Below are 16657 nucleotides of genomic sequence, written 5' to 3'. Positions count from 1 at the left end.
AGACGGCCTAAAGGTGGGACAGCGCGAACGCGGACAGGAAGCCCATCACGGTGACCAGTCCCGTCAGCAGGTGCACCTTGCCGTACGCCTCCGGGATCATCGTGTCGGCGATCATCGCCAGGATCGCCCCGCCGGCCACCGCGGTGATCACGGCCATCGTCGCCTCTGAGGCCCCTCCCAGCAGCGCGTACCCGGACAGGGCGGCCAGTCCGCTGATCACGGCGATGCTCCCCCACAAGGCGAACACGTAGGCCCGGCTGCGTCCGGCGCTCCTCATTCCGGCGGAACTGGCCAGCCCTTCCGGGATGTTGCTGATGAACACCGCCCCCACCGTGGCGACCCCGAGATGGCCGCCGCCCAGCAGGCTCGTTCCGATCACCACCGACTCCGGGATCCCGTCGAGCAGCGCCCCCAGGGCGATGGCGTTCCCGGACCCGGGGGCCTCGTCCTCGGAAGGCTGCTGTTCCCCCGAGCGCTTGCGGTGTTGCGCGCCGCGCCGTGCCAGCAGCGCGTTGGCGCCCGAGTACACGGCCGCGCCTCCGACCGCTCCCGCCACCACCGGCCAGATCCCCGACCGCTCGTAGGCTTCGGCGATCAGCTCGAAGGAGACCGCCGCCATCAGTACGCCGCTGCCGAACGCCATCACGAGCGCGATCAGCCGTGGCGGGACGCGCGTCAGCGAGCCGATGGCCGCCCCTGCCAGCAGGGCGGCCCCCGCGAACAGCCCCCACCCTCCCGCCGTCAACGCTCCGCTCACAGCCACCCGCCTTCCTCTCCGGCACCTGGGCCGCTCCTACCCGGCGAACGGGCACCGCAACGGCCCTGCCGCCACGGGACTTCCGGCCGGCGCTCCCGGAGGCGGCCCAGGGCACCGGTACCCGGCCGCTACTGGGCGGTAGCTATATTTTGACGGCTCGTACGCCCGAGGGAGGCGCACGGGCGTCAACAAGGGGAATGCAGCATGACGATGACACACCGTCGGAGCAGGCCAGTGCTCACGACGCTCTCGGCCGGGATCGCGGCCACCGCCCTGATCCTGGGGCTCGCGGCGTCCGCCGACGCCGCCCCGCTTCCGGACACGGTGAACGGCGGGGCCAAGGACGGGGCGGCCGCGGGGGCGGTCACGGGGCCGGCGCCCACGCCCACCGGCTCGGCCCCCAGGGCGAAGAAGCCCGGACCCGGCATACCGCCGATCCAGTACTTCGGCACCATCGACAGCTTCGGGCAGAACTCCGAGCACGAACGCATCACCCGTGCGGCCCTCGCGTGCCCGCCCGGCGTCTCCCCCGGCGCGGCCGGGGACTGCTTCCAGCCGGCGTCCATCCGCCAGCTGGCGGGGGCGAAGGGAACGATGGGGGCCATCGGCGCGCCGGACGTGGACCAGGTGTTCACCGAGGCCGCGCACTGCGACGGCGCGGACTACCTCGGCGCGGCCGACTACCCCCGGACCCGCGCGCAGGCCACCGCGGTGCTGCTGGCGTGCATCGGACACCTGAAGGGCCAGTTCGAACGGGGCGTGGAGAAGGCGGACGCGCTCGTGGACGCCGCGGGCGGCGTCAGCGCCTCCGCGACCGACCTGTCCTCCGACTGCACCTTCGTGCTGGGCGTCGCGGGCCGCGGCAAGTGCAACGCCATCGAGGGCTTCGGCCGGGCGCTCCACGGCACCGAGGACTTCTACTCGCACAGCAACTGGGCGGACAGGGCGGACGGCAGGTACGCCATCGGCGTCAGCAACCCGCCGGGCCTGGCCCGTACCGGACCGGCGCCCTTCCTCCGGCTGGCCGACCCGGCACCTTCGGCCTCCGACATTCCCGTCGACCTCACGACCGGCTGTTTCAGCCTCAGCCCGTGGGGCTGCGGCAACCGCGTCACGCACGGCGTGCTGAACAAGGACAACGGCATCATCGACCCCGTGACCGGGGAGGCCTCCTCCCCGACCACCGCCCGGGGGCAGGTCGCCGGCAACTTCAGCGCCGCCGTCCAGGCGGCCATCGCCGACACCCGCTCCCAGTGGGCGGGCTTCCGCGGCTCCCTCGTCGCCCGCTACGGCACCGTCCGCGGCCAGCGCATCGCCTGCGCGATGACCCAGGACGACCCGGTGCGCGACTGCCGGTAGGCCTCGGGCCGCGGCCCGGGCCCCGTACTCTCCGCTACGGGCGAGGGGGCCGGGGCCGGGGGAAGCGGTGCGCGCCCCCGGCCCCGGCCCGCTCCTAGGGGAGCGGGGTGCCGCCGGTGGCGTTGACGATCTCACCGGTGATGTAGCCGGCCTGGGCGGAGGCGAGGAAGACGTACGCGGGTGCCATCTCCGACGGCTGGGCCGGCCTGCCCAGGGGTGACTGCTCGCCGAACTTCGTCGCGTCCGGCATGGTCGCGGGGATCAGCGGCGTCCAGACCGGTCCGGGGGCGACGGCGTTGACCCGGATGCCGCGCTCGGCGAGCATCTGCGCCAGCCCGTGGGTGAAGGAGATGATCGCCGACTTCGTCATCGCGTAGTCGAGCAGGTGGGGGCTGGGCTGGTAGCCCTGCACGGAAGTGGTGTTGATCACGCAGCCGCCGCGCGGCATGTGGGCCAGGGCGGCGCGGGTGAGCCAGAACATCCCGTACAGGTTGGTCTTCATCACCCGGTCGAACTGCTCCGTGGTGATCGCCTCGATGCCGTCGGGCTGGGCCATCTGGTAGGCGGCGTTGTTGACCAGGAGGTCGACCGGTCCCACCTCGCGCACGGCCCGCTCGATCAGGGAGGTGCACTGTTCCTCGTACCGGATGTCGCAGGCGACGGGCAGTGCCGTGCGGCCCGCCTCGCGGATGAGGCGGGCCGTCTCCTCGGCCTCCGCGGCCTCCTCGGGCAGGTGGGTGAAGACGACGTCGGCTCCTTCCCGGGCGAAGGCGAGGCAGACCGCCCGGCCGATCCCGGAGTCCCCTCCGGTGACGAGCGCCCTGCGGTTCAGGAGCAGCTCGTGACCGCGGTAGGTGTCCTCACCGTGGTCGGGGCGCGGGTCCATGGCGCCGGTCGAGCCGGGATGGTCCTGGTCCTGCTCGGGGAACGGAGGGCGCGGATGGAGGTGCACCGGGTCGGGGAGGTGGGGTTCACCGCGGGAGGGCATCTGGATCACGTCCTGTTCGCTCTGCTCTGAAGGCCGTCGGGGACGGCGGGTGTACGGGGACGGCGGGTGCGGGACGGCGGTACGGGCGGCCGCGCGCCGGCGGGGCACCGCGCGGACCGGCGCGCCCGCGCAGGGCGGGGCGTTCCGGTGTCCATGCGACCCGGCTACCCGGGCGACGGGCTCGTATCCCATCCGTCGCCCGGACGGCCCCGCAGGCGCGCGGGCCCGTCAGCGGTCGGTCGGCACCACCTCGGCGGGGCCGGGACGGCTGGCCGCCGGCTCCCAGGGCGGCGGCGCGGCCAGCTCCGTCCAGGCCGCCAGCGCGTCGCCGTCGACGCAGACGATGCCGCAGGCGGCGGCGTACTCCAGGGCGGGCGTGGTGAAGGAGCTGGTGGTGACGAAGACGGCCACGTCGGCTTCGTGGACGGCGTAGCACGTCCCGCCGAAGCGCTGCAGCTCCGGGGAGCTGACCCGGTTGTCCGCGCCGTAGTGCTTGCACTGCAGCACGACGCGCAGGCCCTCCGGTGTGGTGGCGATCACATCGGCGCCGAGGTCGCCCGCTCCACCGCACACCTCCACCGGGGTGCAGCCGTCCCGCGCGCAGAGCGCGGCGACGGTGTGTTCGAAACCGTCGGCGTCGACCGCCTCGTGGTCCAGGGCCGGGGCCGTCACGTCCGGCAGGCCGGGTCCGGCCGTCGTGGAAGGAGCGTCCCCGCCGGGACCGCGAGACGGTGCGGGGCGTGCCCGGACGGGCTGGACGCTCCACGCCATGAGTGCCGCCGCGCCCGCCAGGACGACCAGCAGCACCACGGGCACCACCGGAATCCGGACTCCGTCGGCCCCGACGGCCTTCGCGAAGACGGCCAGGCCGCCGACCCCGGTGCCCACGAGTCCGACGGCGAGCACCACGTCACGCGCGAGCGGCCCGCGCGTCCGGACCCGTTGCGCTTCCATCCTCGATGTCCTCATGCGCGGCCTCCCCTCCCTTGCCCGCCTCGCGGCCGGTCACCGCCGTGTGCCCCGTCCCGTGCAGATCATGAGCGGTGCATGACCAGTCCGTGGCGGGGCCCCGGCCGGGACCGGTGGGACGCACGGGTGCGAGGGGCCCGTGCGGGAGCGCGGACCGCGCCTGCCAGACTGACGGGTATGGACATCGTTCGCAGGAACAACGTGACCGTCACCGGCAACCCGCGCGGCCGGACGGTACTGCTCGCCCACGGATTCGGCTGTGACCAGCACATGTGGCGGCTCACCGTTCCCGCACTGGCCCGGGAGTACCGGGTGGTCCTCTTCGACTACGTGGGCGCGGGCCGTTCGGACCTGTCGGCGTTCTCGGCGGAACGGTACGCCTCCCTCGACGGGTACGCCCGGGACGTGGTGGAGATCTGCGAGGAACTCGACCTGCGCGACGCGGTCTTCGTGGGGCATTCGGTCAGCGCGATGATCGGGGTGCTGGCGGCCGGTGCGGCCCCGGAACGGATCGGGGCGCTGGTGATGGTCGCGCCGTCGCCGAGGTACGTCGACGACGGGGACTACCGGGGCGGGTTCAGCGCACGGGACATCGACGAGCTGCTGGCTTCCCTGGAGTCCAACTACCTCGGCTGGTCGGCGGCCATGGCGCCGGTGATCATGGGGAACGGGGACCGGCCGGAGCTGTCCGAGGAGCTGAAGAACAGCTTCTGCGCCACCGACCCGGAGATGGCGCGCGTCTTCGCCCGCACCACCTTCCTCTCCGATTCGAGGGACGACCTGCCGGGGGTGCGGGTACCGACGCTGGTACTGGAGTGCACCCAGGACGCCATCGCTCCCCGCGAGGTGGGCGCCTTCGTCCACCGGACGGTCCCGGGCTCGAAGCTGGTCACGCTCGACGCGGTCGGGCACTGCCCGCACCTGTCCGCGCCCGAAGCCACCAACGAGGCCATCACCGGCTTCCTGTCGAGCCTGCGGTGATGTGCCGCGTCGGGCAGCAGCCGGACCCCCACGACGCCGGGGACGAGCAGGCGTCGAACGCGATGTTCGCCTCGCTGCTCGAGGGCAGCGCGGAGGAGCTGTACGAGAGCGCGCCGTGCGGGTACCTGTCCACGCTGATGGACGGCACCATCGCGAAGATCAACACCACCCTGCTGGGCTGGCTCGGCCTGGAGCGGGAGGCGGTGGTGGGCCGGCTCCGGTTCACCGACCTCCTGACGGTGGGCGGCAGGCTGTACCACGAGACGCACTTCGCGCCGCTGCTCCGGATGCAGGGTGAGATCGGCGGCATCGCCCTGGACATCGCCCAGGCCGACGGCGGGCGGATGCCGGTCCTGGTCTCCTCCGTCGTCAAGCGCGGCGAATCCGGCGAACCCCTGCTGATCCGCACCACCGTCTTCGACGCCCGGGACCGCCGCGCCTACGAGGAAGAGCTGCTGAGATCGCGGGAAGCGGCCGAGGAGGCACGCCGCCAGGCGGAGGCCGACCGCGCCCGGCTCCAGGACGCCCTCGCCGTGCTCCAGCGGTCGCTGCTCCCGGACACGCTGCCGCCGCTGCCCGGCATGGAGACGGCCGCCCATTACCGCACCGCCTCCCCCGACCGGCTCGGCGGCGACTTCTACGACGTCTTCCCCGTCGACGGCAAACGCTTCGGCTTCTTCCTCGGAGACGTCTGCGGCAAGGGCCCCGAGGCCGCCGCCGTCACCTCGCTGACCCGCTACACCCTGCGCGCCGCCGCCCTGCACGATCCCGACCCGGTGTCCGCCCTGGCCACCCTCAACCAGGTGCTCCACGAGCGCTACTCCGGCGGAGACCCGCGCTACTGCACCGCCGTCTTCGGGACCGTCGAGGCCGACCCCGCGACCGGGCAGGTCGACGTCCACCTGGCGTCGGGCGGCCACCCGCCCGCCCTGGTCCTGCGCGCCGACGGCACGGCCGACTTCCTGCCCACCCCCGGCGGCCTGCTCGTCGGCATCCTGCCCGCCGCCCGGTTCACCCCGGCCACCACCACCCTCGGCCCCGGCGACACCCTCCTGCTGTACACCGACGGCCTCACCGAAGCCCGTACCGGCGGCGACCGCACACAGCTGTACGGGGACGAGGCCCTGCGCGAGTTCGTCGCGGGGCACGCCGGCCGGCCCCCGCAGGCCGTCATCGAAGCCCTGACCGGCCTGCTGGACGGCTTCGGCGACGGCCTCGACGACGACACCGCCCTGCTCGCCCTCGGCGTCCCCGCCACCGGACCCACGACGAAGAACCCGAGATGAAACCGCTGAAGATCATCACCCGAGACGCCGGAACCGGTCCCGTCCTGGAGATCACCGGTGACCTCGACTACGCCACCGCCCCCGAGCTGCGCACCTGGGTCACGGCCCTCGCCCTGCGGCCGGACCAGCGCCTCGTCCTGGACCTGAGCGGCATGGAGTTCTGCGACTCCAGCGGCATCACCGCCCTGCTCGCCGCCCGCAACCACGCCCAGGCGGCGGGAGCGGGCATCGCCCTCGCCGCCGTCCCCGCCAACACCCTGCGCATCCTGCGGGTCGTCGGCCTCGACCAGGTCTTCCCCCTCCACCCCGACGCCGACTCCGCCACCCGGCCCTGACCGCCCCCGGGGCGGTCGGGGCCGGCGCACGCGGAAAACCGGCCGGCGCCGCCGCTCCCGGTCAGCGAGGGCTGAGGAGGCAGAACTCGTTGCCTTCCGGGTCGGCCAGGACCGTCCAGTGGATCGCGGACCGGTCGTGAACGGGGTCGGTGGCGCCCAGGGCGCGCAGCCGGGCCGCTTCCGCTTCCACGTCGTCACCGGGGTAGGGGCGGACGTCGAGGTGGACGCGGTTCCACACGCTCTTGGTGTCGGGGGTGCGGATGAACTCGAGGTAGGGGCCGACACCCTTGGCGGAGCGCATGGTCGCCTTGTCGTCCGTCAGCTCGTGCAGCGTCCAGTCCATCGCCTGCCCCCAGAACCGGGCCATCTCCCGCGGGTCGGCGCAGTCGACCACCACCGCGGCGACCGGCCCGGTGTCCTCGTACACCGGGCGGGGCTCCAGGACGCAGAACTCGTTGCCCTCCGGGTCGGCCATGACCGTCCAGGGAACGTCGCCCTGCCCCACGTCGGCGAGCGTCGCGCCGAGATCCCGCAAGCGGGCGACCAGAGCCGCCTGATGGGCGGCCGAGGTGGTGGCCAGGTCGAGGTGCACCCGGTTCTTGACGGTTTTGACTTCCGGGCGGGCGATGATGTCGACGCACACGGCCGCGGGGTCCGGGTAGGGGAAACCCGGGGGTTCGAGGTTGGTCACACCGGGTCCCTCGCTGTCGACAGCCCAGCCGAGCGCCTCCGCCCAGAACCGGCCCAGCGCGACGTCGTCGTGGGCCTTCATGTTGATCTGTACGAGTCTCGTTGTCATGCGCCGATCCTAGAAGCCGCCGTGATCAAGGAGCGGTGCCATGTCCCGACCCTCGTCGCCCTGACGTCGCGACCGCGCGCGCGAGCCGGGCACGCCGGACCGCGCTGACGCGGCCGCCCCGCTCGGCTACCGGATCTCCGTCGAGACCGGTTCGAGCAAGAAGAGGCACTGCTTCGCGTGGAACGCGCCCACCTCGGCGACGAAGCGGAACCTGTCGCCCGCGCGGACGGCGGCGGGGGTGTTCCGGCCGGTCAGCTTCAAGCCGAGGACGTTGACGTCCTGGTACGTGAAGGCCGGACCGGTTCCCGTCCTGGCCCCCTGGTCGCCCGGGCCCAGGAGGAAGTCGTAGCGGGTGGCGGTGTCACCGTGGGGTGCCATGTGCACGATCGAGCCGTCGAAGGCGACCGTCCTGCCCTCGTACCTGGTCGCGAAGTCGGCGTTCGTCTGGTCGCAGGAGTCCGGCGTCTTCAGCAGCGCCGCGAACTCCGGGTTGTTCTGAGCCGTGATCACCTCAGCGGCGGCCGGCCCGGCCGCGCTCGGAGCCGACGCGGTGGAGGGCCCCGCGCTCGCCGTGGCGGCCGCCGGCTTGTCCGCCCCGTCCTTCTTCTCGCCCCCGTCCTCGAGTGCCGCGGCCGTACCGATGACGACGGCCAGGACGACGAGACCGCCCACCGCGGCGCCGATCAAGGCCCGCGGCAGGGGCTTCTTCGGCCGCCGGAAATCGAGCGTGGAGCGCAGCCCGCCCTGCGCCTGCTCCACGAGTTCCCAGCCGTCCTTCCGCATCTTCGAGACCACCAAGCCGTCGGTGCCGCGAACCGTCCGCACGGTCTTGTACTCGTATCTGATCTCGTCGGCCATACGGCTCCGCGCCCCCTCAACGAACTGTGCGTACCCCCTGCCCGGCGAGCATAGGTGACCGCACGGGGAACGCGGCATGCCCTGCGTCCCCTTGGCCCGGCCGGGACGTACCGGAGCCCGTGAGCCTTCCCTTCGACGCCCTTCCGGGCGGCGGTTTCGTCCTCTCCGGCAACGCAGGGCCCAACGCCCGGTCCGGCCAGATCTTCGGCCCCCACGGCCGCTCTCGGCGCCGGCTCCCGCGAGCCCTACCACCACGTGGCGGAGATCAGCACCATCAACGTCTCCGACTCCGCGGTCCACGCCGTGTACCGGCCCCGTGCGGCGCTCGTCGGCACGGGCCCCGGCGGGACGCTCCGCATCCGCTCCCTGCCGGTCTCGGACCCGTTCGGCCTGGCGATCCGCGGTGACCGGCTGCTCCTGCTCGGAGGGGACCAGCGGGGCGACGACACCCCTGCCCGGGCGGATGCCGTCCACCACCTCCGGCTGACGGATGACGGAGCGGTCGTCACCGGCCGCGAAAGCCTCGTCTTCCCGAACGGTGACCCCGTCCGTCGCTACGCCCGTCCCGTCTGCCGGGGTCCGCACGTCTTCCTGCGGACCCTCCGCACGATGCGGCAGTGGTGGGTGCTGACCGTTGGGTGACTCCCGGCTCCGGATGCGGGCCCCAGCCCGGGCACTGCCGCGGCCCGGGCTGGGGGCAGATGCGCACACCACTCATATGAGTGACCCCGTTCAGGCCGTTCCCCCTCGCTCCCGCGGTGCCGCCGCCCCGGGGTCACGGGCCCGCCCGCGGGCAAACATCGGTTTCAGGTCCGCTTGCCGTCCGGTCCGGAGGTGACCCTCTGCCACAGCTGCGACGCTGGTCGTGTCATTCCCTGACGGAAGGCAACTTCCCAATCTCGACGTCAAGCCGAGCTGTGCCGGTGTCGTCAGCGTGGTGGAGCGCTACGACCAGGCCGCGCCCGCAGGAACGATCTGCGGGCGCGGCCTTGCCCTACCCGCCTGGGCGGGGATCCGTCAGGCTCTGTCGGACCCCTCCCGCGCTCGCGGGCCGACGGCGGTGGCGGTTACCAGCCCGGCGAGCCGGGAGTTGCCGCGACCGGTCCGGTGAGCATGCCCACCGTGGTCCGGCTTACGTCCCGACCTCCAGCTGTGCCCGACCGCTGGTTTCCTCGAGCCCGCCCAGCAGGCATTCGGTGGGCAGCTCACCGGGGAGTGCCGCAACGGTGCGCTTCGCCGCCAGCCCTTTGCCGTAGCCTTCGGTCACCTGGCCGGACAGTCTGGTCAGGAGGACGCCGGCGACGCGGCTGGTGGTGGCGCTGTTGTACACGATCGACGAGTGTTGTCCGTTCGCGAACCTGACTTCTTCCGTGAAGTCGTTCCCCCCCAGCCCGGTGCAGGATGCCGCCGGCGAGTCGCCTACGAGGTGGCCAGTGGCCGACACCGTCTTGCCGGGGCCAGTCCCGCACAGGTAAGCGGCATGTGTGTCGATGCGGGTCGGGCGCGGCAGCAGGGTCAGGGGCGGGTCGTATTTGCTGGTACTGGAGCCTGTGCACAGAAAGCTCTCCTGTGCCAACTCACTGGCCTGACCGGCTGGGGCCCAGACCACCGACGAGGCCACCAGGGTCAGGGAACTCATCACGACTGCTGTGCTGTGTCTGCCGAACATTCTCCCTCCACGGAATGGGTTGGTCCACAAGGATTGTGACTATCTGCAAGCCGTTTCGACCCGCCCGGGCTCATGAGTCACACCATTGGCGCACCAGAGGCGTTACGTGCGGACGGGGTCTGATTGGTCAGGCCCACGCTGCCGTCCCGTTCCCTCCGATCCACCAGGGGTAATCCCGCGTAGAGGCATCGGTAGGGGGCGGGGTGCCGATTGGCAACCAGGCATGCCTGAGTGGAAGCAGATCCGGGGAAACCTCACCACGATCTCGGCCGGGTCCCGGACGAACGTGTGGGGCGTCAACTCCGCCGGCGGCATCTACAAGTTCTCCGGCTTCGACGACCTCGGTACCAGCCCGTGGATCCAGATTCCCGGCAGCCTCACCGACATCGGGGCCGCCGCCGACGGCACCGTCTGGGGCGTCAACGCGGCCGGCACCATCTACCGCTACACCGGCGACCGCCAGGACTGACCCGATCCGGCGACGACACGAAGGCCCCCGGCTGCTCAGCAGGCCGGGGGCCTTCCGGCCTGGGGCCGTCGCAGGCCTTCCAACCACCCCGGGTGGCAGCCGGGTCCGTGCCGATGACGGCCGGTCAGCGGGCGGGGGTGAAGAGGGGGGCCACCTGTTCCTCACGGTGGAGGGCGGCCTCGACCGTGTCGTCCGCGAAGCAGAGCATGACGCCCTTGCGGCCCGGGTGGTAGGCGGCCAGGATGATCGCGCCGCGGCGGGTGGCGGGGTCGTAGGCGTGACCGGACTCGCGGAGCCGGGTGAGGGCGGCGGTGAACGAGGGCACCTCCCAGTGCCGGGGCCACACCCGTTCCAGCAGGATGCGGTCGGTGCCGAAGCCCGGGCCGACGACGCGCTTGCCGACGATCTCGTAGATGTGGGTGGAGCCGGTGGCGCGGCCGTTGTACTCGGTGAAGAGGACGTCGCCCTCCGGGGTGACGACGGCGTCGGCGCTGAGGATGCCGCGGTAGCCGACGGCGCGCAGCCCCTCCGAGATGCGGTGTCCGCCGTCGAGGAGGACGTCCAGCTGGTGCGCGGTCAGGTCCGGGGCGGGCATCACCTGGGCGTTGGGCAGGGGGCGGTACTGCATCTCGCCGTGCCCGCCGAGCCGGATGCCCGCGTCGGAGATCCAGTACTCGGCGAAGTAGGCGCGGCTGCCGGGGTGGTAGCGCTCGACGACGACCCGGTCGCGGCCGCCGACGGTCAGCCAGTCCCAGCGTTCGGCGAGGTACGCGGTGACCGCGGCCCGGTCGGGGAGGGCGCGTACGCCGCGTGCGCCGCGCAGGTCTACGTCTCCGGTGCGGCCGAGGATCTCGTTGCCGTCGCTGCCCGAGCCGAAGTCCTGCTTGAGGATGACGGGGCTGCCGCCGTCCAGCAGGCGGACGATGTGCTCCTCGGCGCGCCGCGGGTCGGCGCAGACCGCGCCGTCCGGGAGGGGGGCGCCGACGCCGGCGGCCAGCGCGCGGAAGACGGCCTTGCTGCTGCCGAGGAGTCCGCCGCTCTGCGTGAGGAAGGCGTGCCCCTCGAGGGCTCCGGAGCAGCCCAGGGCATCGGCGGCGGCCGCGACCGCGGCGTCGGGCCACAGGGCGAAGACCTCGTCGACGGGCCGGCCGGCGGTCCTGCCGCGCAGCTCGGCGATGAAGGAGGGGTCGGTGAGCCGGTCCGCGGTGAGGGCGCCGGTGCCGGTGCGGCCGGGCGGCGGGACGACGACCTCCAGTGAGTCGCGGCGGGTGCCGGTCAGGGAGGTGACGTAGGAGAGGAACTCCTCCTCGGGCGGGACGGGCAGGACGAGGACGTCCCCGTCGCGGGCGAACCACAGCAGGCGCTGTACGGCCCAGCCGGTTCCGGCCGGCTCCTCCAGCTCCTCGCTCCAGTCGTTTCCGATGAGCAGTCGCAGCATCCGGCGAACTCCCTGTGGTCGCAGTTCCCTTTCCGGCGGCGGGCGAAGGATTCCGGCCCGGCTGCACGGGCCAATTGTGAAAAGCGGCGCGAGACGGCGTCAAGAGCGCATCTTCCGCCTCCGAGGTCCCATGGGAATCGGGCCCTGGACGGTCGGCCGGGTGTTCCGGTGGCCGGATCGCCACCTTGTTAGCCGCCGGAGGGGTTCGTACGATCGTTGACCGTTCACCGACGGAATCTCATGTCCTGATATGAGGAAGGAGGTGAACCATGGAGCGTGAAATCCTCTGGACCGAGATCGAGGACGCGGATGTCGCGGAGATCGTCTCGGACAGCAACGTGAAGGACGTAGGCGTCGTTTCGGCCAGCAACGTCAAGGACTGAAGCTGAGCCGGCGAACCGACCAGTGCGCGACCCGGGTCCTTCCCCGCCTGCCGGGGAGGGGTCCGGCCTGCCGGAGCGGACGTACGGAGGAATCGTGTCAGGCGGCGGTGAGTTGAAACTGATCGGCCGGCCCCTGTTCCCGCCGGACTGCGTCCCGGTGAGACCGCTGCGGATCGGGCTGGTGAACATGCCCTGGGCGCGCACCGACACCCCGTCCATCCAGTGCGGGCTGCTCCAGGCCGGGCTGCGCTCCTTCGGCCACGACGCGCGGAGCGTCTATCCGAATCTGGAGCTGGCCGCCGAGCTGGGAAAGGACCTTTACGAGATCATCACCGAGGCCCCTTCCGAGCGGGTCCACCTCTTCGGGGAATGGCTCTTCGGGACGGCGGCGTTCGGGGTGACCGAGGACGTGGAGGATTACCGGCTGCAATTCCCCGAGGTGGCCGAAATGTGTGCCGCGGCGGGAGCGGACTGGGATGCCGTGGCCGACTTGCGCGGCCGCCGTCTCCCCGCGTGGATGGACGAACTCGCCGACCGTGACTTCTGGTCGGAACTCGACATCGTCGGATTCACCTCGACTTTCATCCAGAACGTCGCCGCGCTGGCGCTCGCGCGCCGCCTGAAGGAAGCCCGCCCCGATCTGATCATCGTATTCGGCGGTGCGAACTACGACGGCGACATGGGGCCCGAGTACCTGAGGAATTTCGGCTTCATCGACTACGTGGTCGTCGGCGAGGGCGATGTGACGCTCCCCCGGCTGGCGGCGGCCGTCGCGCGCGGCGCCGACCCGGCCGCCCTCCCGGGCGTCTGCGGCCGCACCCCCGACGGCCGGGTGACCACCCCCTCCCCCGGGGTCCGCACCCAGGAGATGGACCAGCTGCCGGTACCGGACTACGACGACTACTTCACCGCCCTGGAGTCCCTCGGCCGGGAGCGGGTGATCGGCCGGAACACGCAGCGGCTGCTGGTGGAGTTCTCCCGCGGCTGCTGGTGGGGCGCGAAGCACCACTGCACCTTCTGCGGGCTCAACGCGCTGGGCATGCAGTACCGGGCCAAGTCCCCGGCGCGGGCGCTGGCGGAGCTGGAGGAGCTGATGCGCCGGCACCGGGTCCTCGCGGTCGACGCCGTCGACAACATCCTCGACATGGCCTACCTCGACGCCTTCTGCTCCGGCCTGCGCGGGGCCCCGTGGGACACCGCCCTGTTCTTCGAGGTGAAGGCCAACCTGACGCGGGACCAGGTGCGCCTGCTGGCCGAGGCGGGTGTGTGGAAGATCCAGCCGGGCCTGGAGAGCCTCAGCACGCACGTCCTCGCGCTGATGCGGAAGGGCTCCTCGCGGCTCCTCAACGTCCGGCTGCTCAAGTGGGCGCACTACTACGGCGTCCGGGTCGACTGGAACCTGCTCGCCGGCTTCCCCGGCGAGACGGACGAGGACTACACCGGCCAGGCCGCCCTCGTCCCGCTGCTGACCCATCTGGAGCCGCCCGCCGGCGTCGGGCGGATCTGGCTGGAACGGTTCAGCCCGTACTTCACCGACCCCTCCTTCGGGATGGGCGAGATCACGCCGAAGGGCGCCTACCGGCTGGCGTTCCCGGTGCCCGGGCTGGACCACGGCCGCATCGCGTACTTCTTCGACTACCGGGCGCCGGACACCGCCTCCCCGGACGCCGTGGCCGAACTCGCCAAGGCCGTCGAGGCGTGGGGACGGGAATGGGCCTCGGCGGACCGCCCCACCCTCACGTACCGGCGCGGGCCGGACTGGCTGACCCTGTTCGACACGCGGGGCGGCCGGCGCCGCAAGACGACCCTCGCCGGGTGGCGGGCGCAGGCGTACGAGCTGTGCGGCGACGCCCCGCGCGGTGCCGCCCGCGTCCACCGGGACCTGGGCGGCGGCGGGGCCGTGGAGCGGGCGGAGGTCGAGGACTTCCTGGCCTCCTGCGTCGCGCACGGGATCTGCCTGGAGGAGGACGGCAAGTACCTCTCCCTGGCACTGCCGCTCCGGTCCGGGCTGCCCGCGCTGCCCGGGCGTACGGCGGGGACGGCGGGGAAGGGGACTTCAAGCGAGCAAGGGAGCTCGGGATGACGCTGAACAGCTTCGACGAATGGTCCCCGCTCAAGGAGGTGGTCCTCGGCTCGGCGGCGAACTACACCTCCCACGAGCGGGAGCTGTCCTTCGACCTCTTCTTCCACGACAACATCGCCGGGGACAACTCCACGCGCTCCGAGTGGTACTACCCGCGGCTCACGGTCGGCGGGGCGGACGCCGACGCGGACGCCGGACCGGACGGGGCCCGCCGGGGACGGGTGCCCATCAAGCAGCGCTACGTGGACGAGCTCGTCGAGGACCTGGAGGGGATGGCCGCCGCCCTGAGGGGCCTCGGGGTGACCGTGCTCCGGCCGATGGACCTCGACGCCGGCACCGGCGAGGTGCGCACCCCGGCCTGGTCCGCCTCCGTCGTCCCGCCGCTGAACATCCGCGACAACACGCTGATCCTCGGGGACGAGATCATCGAGACGCCGCCGATGATCCGCTCCCGGTACTTCGAGACCCAGTTCCTCACCCCGGTCTTCCAGCGGTACTTCGCGCGGGGAGCCCGCTGGACGGTGATGCCGCGCCCCCTGATGACGGACGCGTCGTTCGACCTGGACTACGCCCGCGAGAGCACGATCGGCGGCCCGACCGAGCCCATCGGCACCCCGAGCCCCTCTCCGTATGACGTCGGCATCGAGATGATGTTCGACGGGGCGCAGGTGCTGCGTCTCGGCCGCGACCTCGTCGTCAACGTCTCCACCGCGCACCACGCCCTGGCCTGCGACTGGCTGGAGCGGCACGTCGGCGGCCGGTTCCGGATCCACCGCGTGCACCGGCTCAGCGACAGCCACATCGACAGCATGGTCCTGGCGCTGCGGCCCGGCACCCTGCTCGTGCGCTCGGAGGCCGTCGCCGAGAAGCTGCCCGAGGCATTGCGGAAGTGGGACCGGATCGTCGCGCCCGCTCCGGAGAGCGACAACTTCCCCCGCTACGAGGACGAGGACCTGGTGCTGACCAGCCCGTTCATCGACCTCAACGTGCTGTCCGCCGGCCCGGACACCGTGCTGGTCAACGAGGCCTGCCCGGAGCTGGCGCGGACCCTGGAGAAGCGCGGTTTCACGGCGGTCCCGGTCCGGCACCGGCACCGGCGGCTGTTCGGCGGGGGCTTCCACTGCTTCACGCTGGACACGGTGCGCGAAGGCGGGCTGGAGGACTACCTCGGATGAGCCTGCCGGACACGGGGTCCGCCGCCCGGCTCGCCGGGGTCGGCACCGCCGTCCCCGACACCACCTACGGCCAGCGCGAGCTGCTCGACCTGCTGGGTGTCGCCGATCCCCGGGTCCGCTCACTCTTCCTCAACAGCGCCATCGAGCGGCGCGGCCTGACACTGCCCGCCGCCGGCCCGGACGGTTCGCGGGCGGTGGAGTCGCAGGGCGAACTCCTGCGCAAGCACACCGAGCAGGGGCTGCTGCTGGGGCGGCGGGCGATCGAGAACTGTCTCGCCGACACCGGGGCGCGGCCGTCCGACGTGCGCCACCTGTGCTGCGTGACGTCGACCGGCTTCCTGACGCCCGGGTTCTCCGCCCTGCTCATCAAGGAGCTGGGCCTCGACGTCGGCTGCTCGCGCCTCGACGTCGTCGGCATGGGCTGCAACGCCGGTCTCAACGCGCTGGGCTCGGTCACCGGCTGGGCCCGGGCGCACCCCGGTGAACTGGCGCTGCTGGTGTGCGTGGAGGTGTGCTCGGCGGCGTACGTCCTCGACGGCACGATGCGCTCCTCCGTGGTCAACAGCCTCTTCGGGGACGGCGCTGCGGCCGTCGCCGTCACCGCGCCCGGCGACGGCGGCGGTCCGGACGCGGACGGCGTGCTGTCGCCGGCCCTGCTGCGGTTCTCCAGCCGGATCATCCCCGACGCCGTCGACGCCATGCGCTACGACTGGGACGAGGGGCACGGCAGGTTCAGCTTCTGGCTGGACCCGCAGATCCCGTACGTCGTCGGCGCGCACGCGGAGGATGCGCTGGGGCGGCTGCTGCACGGCACGGGCCTGCTGGCCTCGGACATCGGCCACTGGGTGGTGCACTCCGGGGGAAAGAAGGTCGTGGACTCCGTCCGGGTCAACCTCGGGCTGACCCGGCACGACGTACGGCACACCACCGGTGTGCTGCGCGACCACGGAAACCTGTCGAGCGGCTCCTTCCTCTTCTCCTACCAGCGCTTGGCGTCCGAAGGCGCGGTCCGCCCCGGCGACCTGGGCGTGCTGATGACGATGGGGCCCGGCTCGACGATCGAGATGGCGCTGGCGCGGTGGTGACCCGCATCCCGGGCCGCACGGCG

Annotated in this window: 17 protein-coding genes; 10 read left to right on the top strand and 7 right to left on the bottom strand. The window is 72.3% G+C overall.

What is annotated here, in order from left to right:
- Positions 1-7: 7 nt before the first annotated feature.
- Positions 8-757, bottom strand: a complete 750-nt coding sequence (locus tag ACZ514_RS02970) for a ZIP family metal transporter (protein ID WP_468162807.1) — start codon at positions 755-757, stop codon at positions 8-10.
- Between the two features lie 234 nt (positions 758-991).
- Here ACZ514_RS02970 and ACZ514_RS02965 point away from each other — a divergent pair, with 234 nt between their 5' ends.
- Positions 992-2116 (top strand): CinY protein, encoded by a 1125-nt coding sequence (locus tag ACZ514_RS02965; protein WP_469123942.1) that lies wholly within the window; start codon positions 992-994, stop codon positions 2114-2116.
- Positions 2117-2210: 94 nt separating this feature from the next.
- Here the strand turns inward: ACZ514_RS02965 and ACZ514_RS02960 are convergent, their stop codons facing one another.
- Both ACZ514_RS02960 and ACZ514_RS02955 read right to left on the bottom strand, forming a co-directional pair.
- Positions 2211-3104 (bottom strand): SDR family oxidoreductase, encoded by an 894-nt coding sequence (locus tag ACZ514_RS02960; protein WP_469123941.1) that lies wholly within the window; start codon positions 3102-3104, stop codon positions 2211-2213.
- A gap of 228 nt (positions 3105-3332) precedes the next feature.
- On the bottom strand, positions 3333-4058 hold the full coding sequence (locus ACZ514_RS02955; RefSeq protein ID WP_469123940.1) for a restriction endonuclease: 726 nt from the start codon (positions 4056-4058) through the stop codon (positions 3333-3335).
- A 192-nt stretch (positions 4059-4250) separates the two neighbouring features.
- Between ACZ514_RS02955 and ACZ514_RS02950 the strand changes: the two genes are divergently transcribed.
- The 3 genes from ACZ514_RS02950 to ACZ514_RS02940 are packed head-to-tail and all read left to right on the top strand — an operon-like array spanning position 4251 to position 6675.
- Positions 4251-5054: an alpha/beta fold hydrolase gene (locus ACZ514_RS02950; RefSeq protein WP_468162813.1), complete on the top strand. Its 804-nt coding sequence runs from the start codon at positions 4251-4253 to the stop codon at positions 5052-5054.
- Positions 5054-6340, top strand: coding sequence for a PP2C family protein-serine/threonine phosphatase (locus tag ACZ514_RS02945; RefSeq protein WP_468162815.1), 1287 nt, complete (start codon positions 5054-5056; stop codon positions 6338-6340). Before ACZ514_RS02950 ends, ACZ514_RS02945 begins: the two co-directional genes overlap by 1 nt.
- A complete protein-coding gene (locus ACZ514_RS02940) occupies positions 6337-6675 on the top strand; it encodes an STAS domain-containing protein (protein ID WP_469123939.1) in 339 nt (112 codons plus the stop codon). Before ACZ514_RS02945 ends, ACZ514_RS02940 begins: the two co-directional genes overlap by 4 nt.
- Positions 6676-6736: 61 nt before the next feature.
- On the opposite strand, the gene ACZ514_RS02935 is transcribed toward ACZ514_RS02940, so the two are convergent.
- Both ACZ514_RS02935 and ACZ514_RS02930 read right to left on the bottom strand, forming a co-directional pair.
- A complete protein-coding gene (locus ACZ514_RS02935; protein WP_468162820.1) occupies positions 6737-7474 on the bottom strand; it encodes a VOC family protein in 738 nt (245 codons plus the stop codon).
- A gap of 126 nt (positions 7475-7600) precedes the next feature.
- Positions 7601-8332 (bottom strand): DUF4839 domain-containing protein, encoded by a 732-nt coding sequence (locus tag ACZ514_RS02930; protein ID WP_468162822.1) that lies wholly within the window; start codon positions 8330-8332, stop codon positions 7601-7603.
- Positions 8333-8587: 255 nt separating this feature from the next.
- Between ACZ514_RS02930 and ACZ514_RS02925 the strand changes: the two genes are divergently transcribed.
- On the top strand, positions 8588-8974 hold the full coding sequence (locus ACZ514_RS02925) for a hypothetical protein (RefSeq protein ID WP_469123938.1): 387 nt from the start codon (positions 8588-8590) through the stop codon (positions 8972-8974).
- Positions 8975-9464: 490 nt separating this feature from the next.
- Here the strand turns inward: ACZ514_RS02925 and ACZ514_RS02920 are convergent, their stop codons facing one another.
- Positions 9465-9971: a hypothetical protein gene (locus ACZ514_RS02920; protein WP_469123937.1), complete on the bottom strand. Its 507-nt coding sequence runs from the start codon at positions 9969-9971 to the stop codon at positions 9465-9467.
- A 253-nt stretch (positions 9972-10224) separates the two neighbouring features.
- Between ACZ514_RS02920 and ACZ514_RS02915 the strand changes: the two genes are divergently transcribed.
- Positions 10225-10470, top strand: coding sequence for a tectonin domain-containing protein (locus ACZ514_RS02915; RefSeq protein WP_469123936.1), 246 nt, complete (start codon positions 10225-10227; stop codon positions 10468-10470).
- A gap of 124 nt (positions 10471-10594) precedes the next feature.
- Here ACZ514_RS02915 and ACZ514_RS02910 read toward each other — a convergent pair whose 3' ends face one another.
- Positions 10595-11908 carry a preATP grasp domain-containing protein gene (locus ACZ514_RS02910; protein ID WP_469123935.1) on the bottom strand — a complete coding sequence of 438 codons (1314 nt, stop codon included), beginning with the start codon at positions 11906-11908 and terminating at the stop codon, positions 10595-10597.
- A 269-nt stretch (positions 11909-12177) separates the two neighbouring features.
- Between ACZ514_RS02910 and ACZ514_RS02905 the strand changes: the two genes are divergently transcribed.
- From ACZ514_RS02905 to dpgA, 4 genes are all read left to right on the top strand, one after another.
- Positions 12178-12291: a pheganomycin family RiPP precursor gene (locus ACZ514_RS02905; protein ID WP_388931947.1), complete on the top strand. Its 114-nt coding sequence runs from the start codon at positions 12178-12180 to the stop codon at positions 12289-12291.
- A 94-nt stretch (positions 12292-12385) separates the two neighbouring features.
- Entirely contained in the window at positions 12386-14374 is a 1989-nt protein-coding gene (locus tag ACZ514_RS02900) for a RiPP maturation radical SAM C-methyltransferase (RefSeq protein WP_469123934.1), read from the top strand.
- Positions 14371-15549: a glycine amidinotransferase gene (locus tag ACZ514_RS02895; RefSeq protein ID WP_468162832.1), complete on the top strand. Its 1179-nt coding sequence runs from the start codon at positions 14371-14373 to the stop codon at positions 15547-15549. The genes ACZ514_RS02900 and ACZ514_RS02895 overlap by 4 nt, the downstream gene beginning before the upstream one ends.
- Positions 15546-16634: a 3,5-dihydroxyphenylacetyl-CoA synthase DpgA gene (gene dpgA, locus ACZ514_RS02890; protein WP_468162834.1), complete on the top strand. Its 1089-nt coding sequence runs from the start codon at positions 15546-15548 to the stop codon at positions 16632-16634. The genes ACZ514_RS02895 and dpgA overlap by 4 nt, the downstream gene beginning before the upstream one ends.
- The last annotated feature ends 23 nt before the right edge of the window (positions 16635-16657 follow it).

This window comes from Streptomyces sp. NPDC034086, from assembly GCF_055575515.1.
This window is presented reverse-complemented; position numbering and strand designations above follow the sequence as displayed.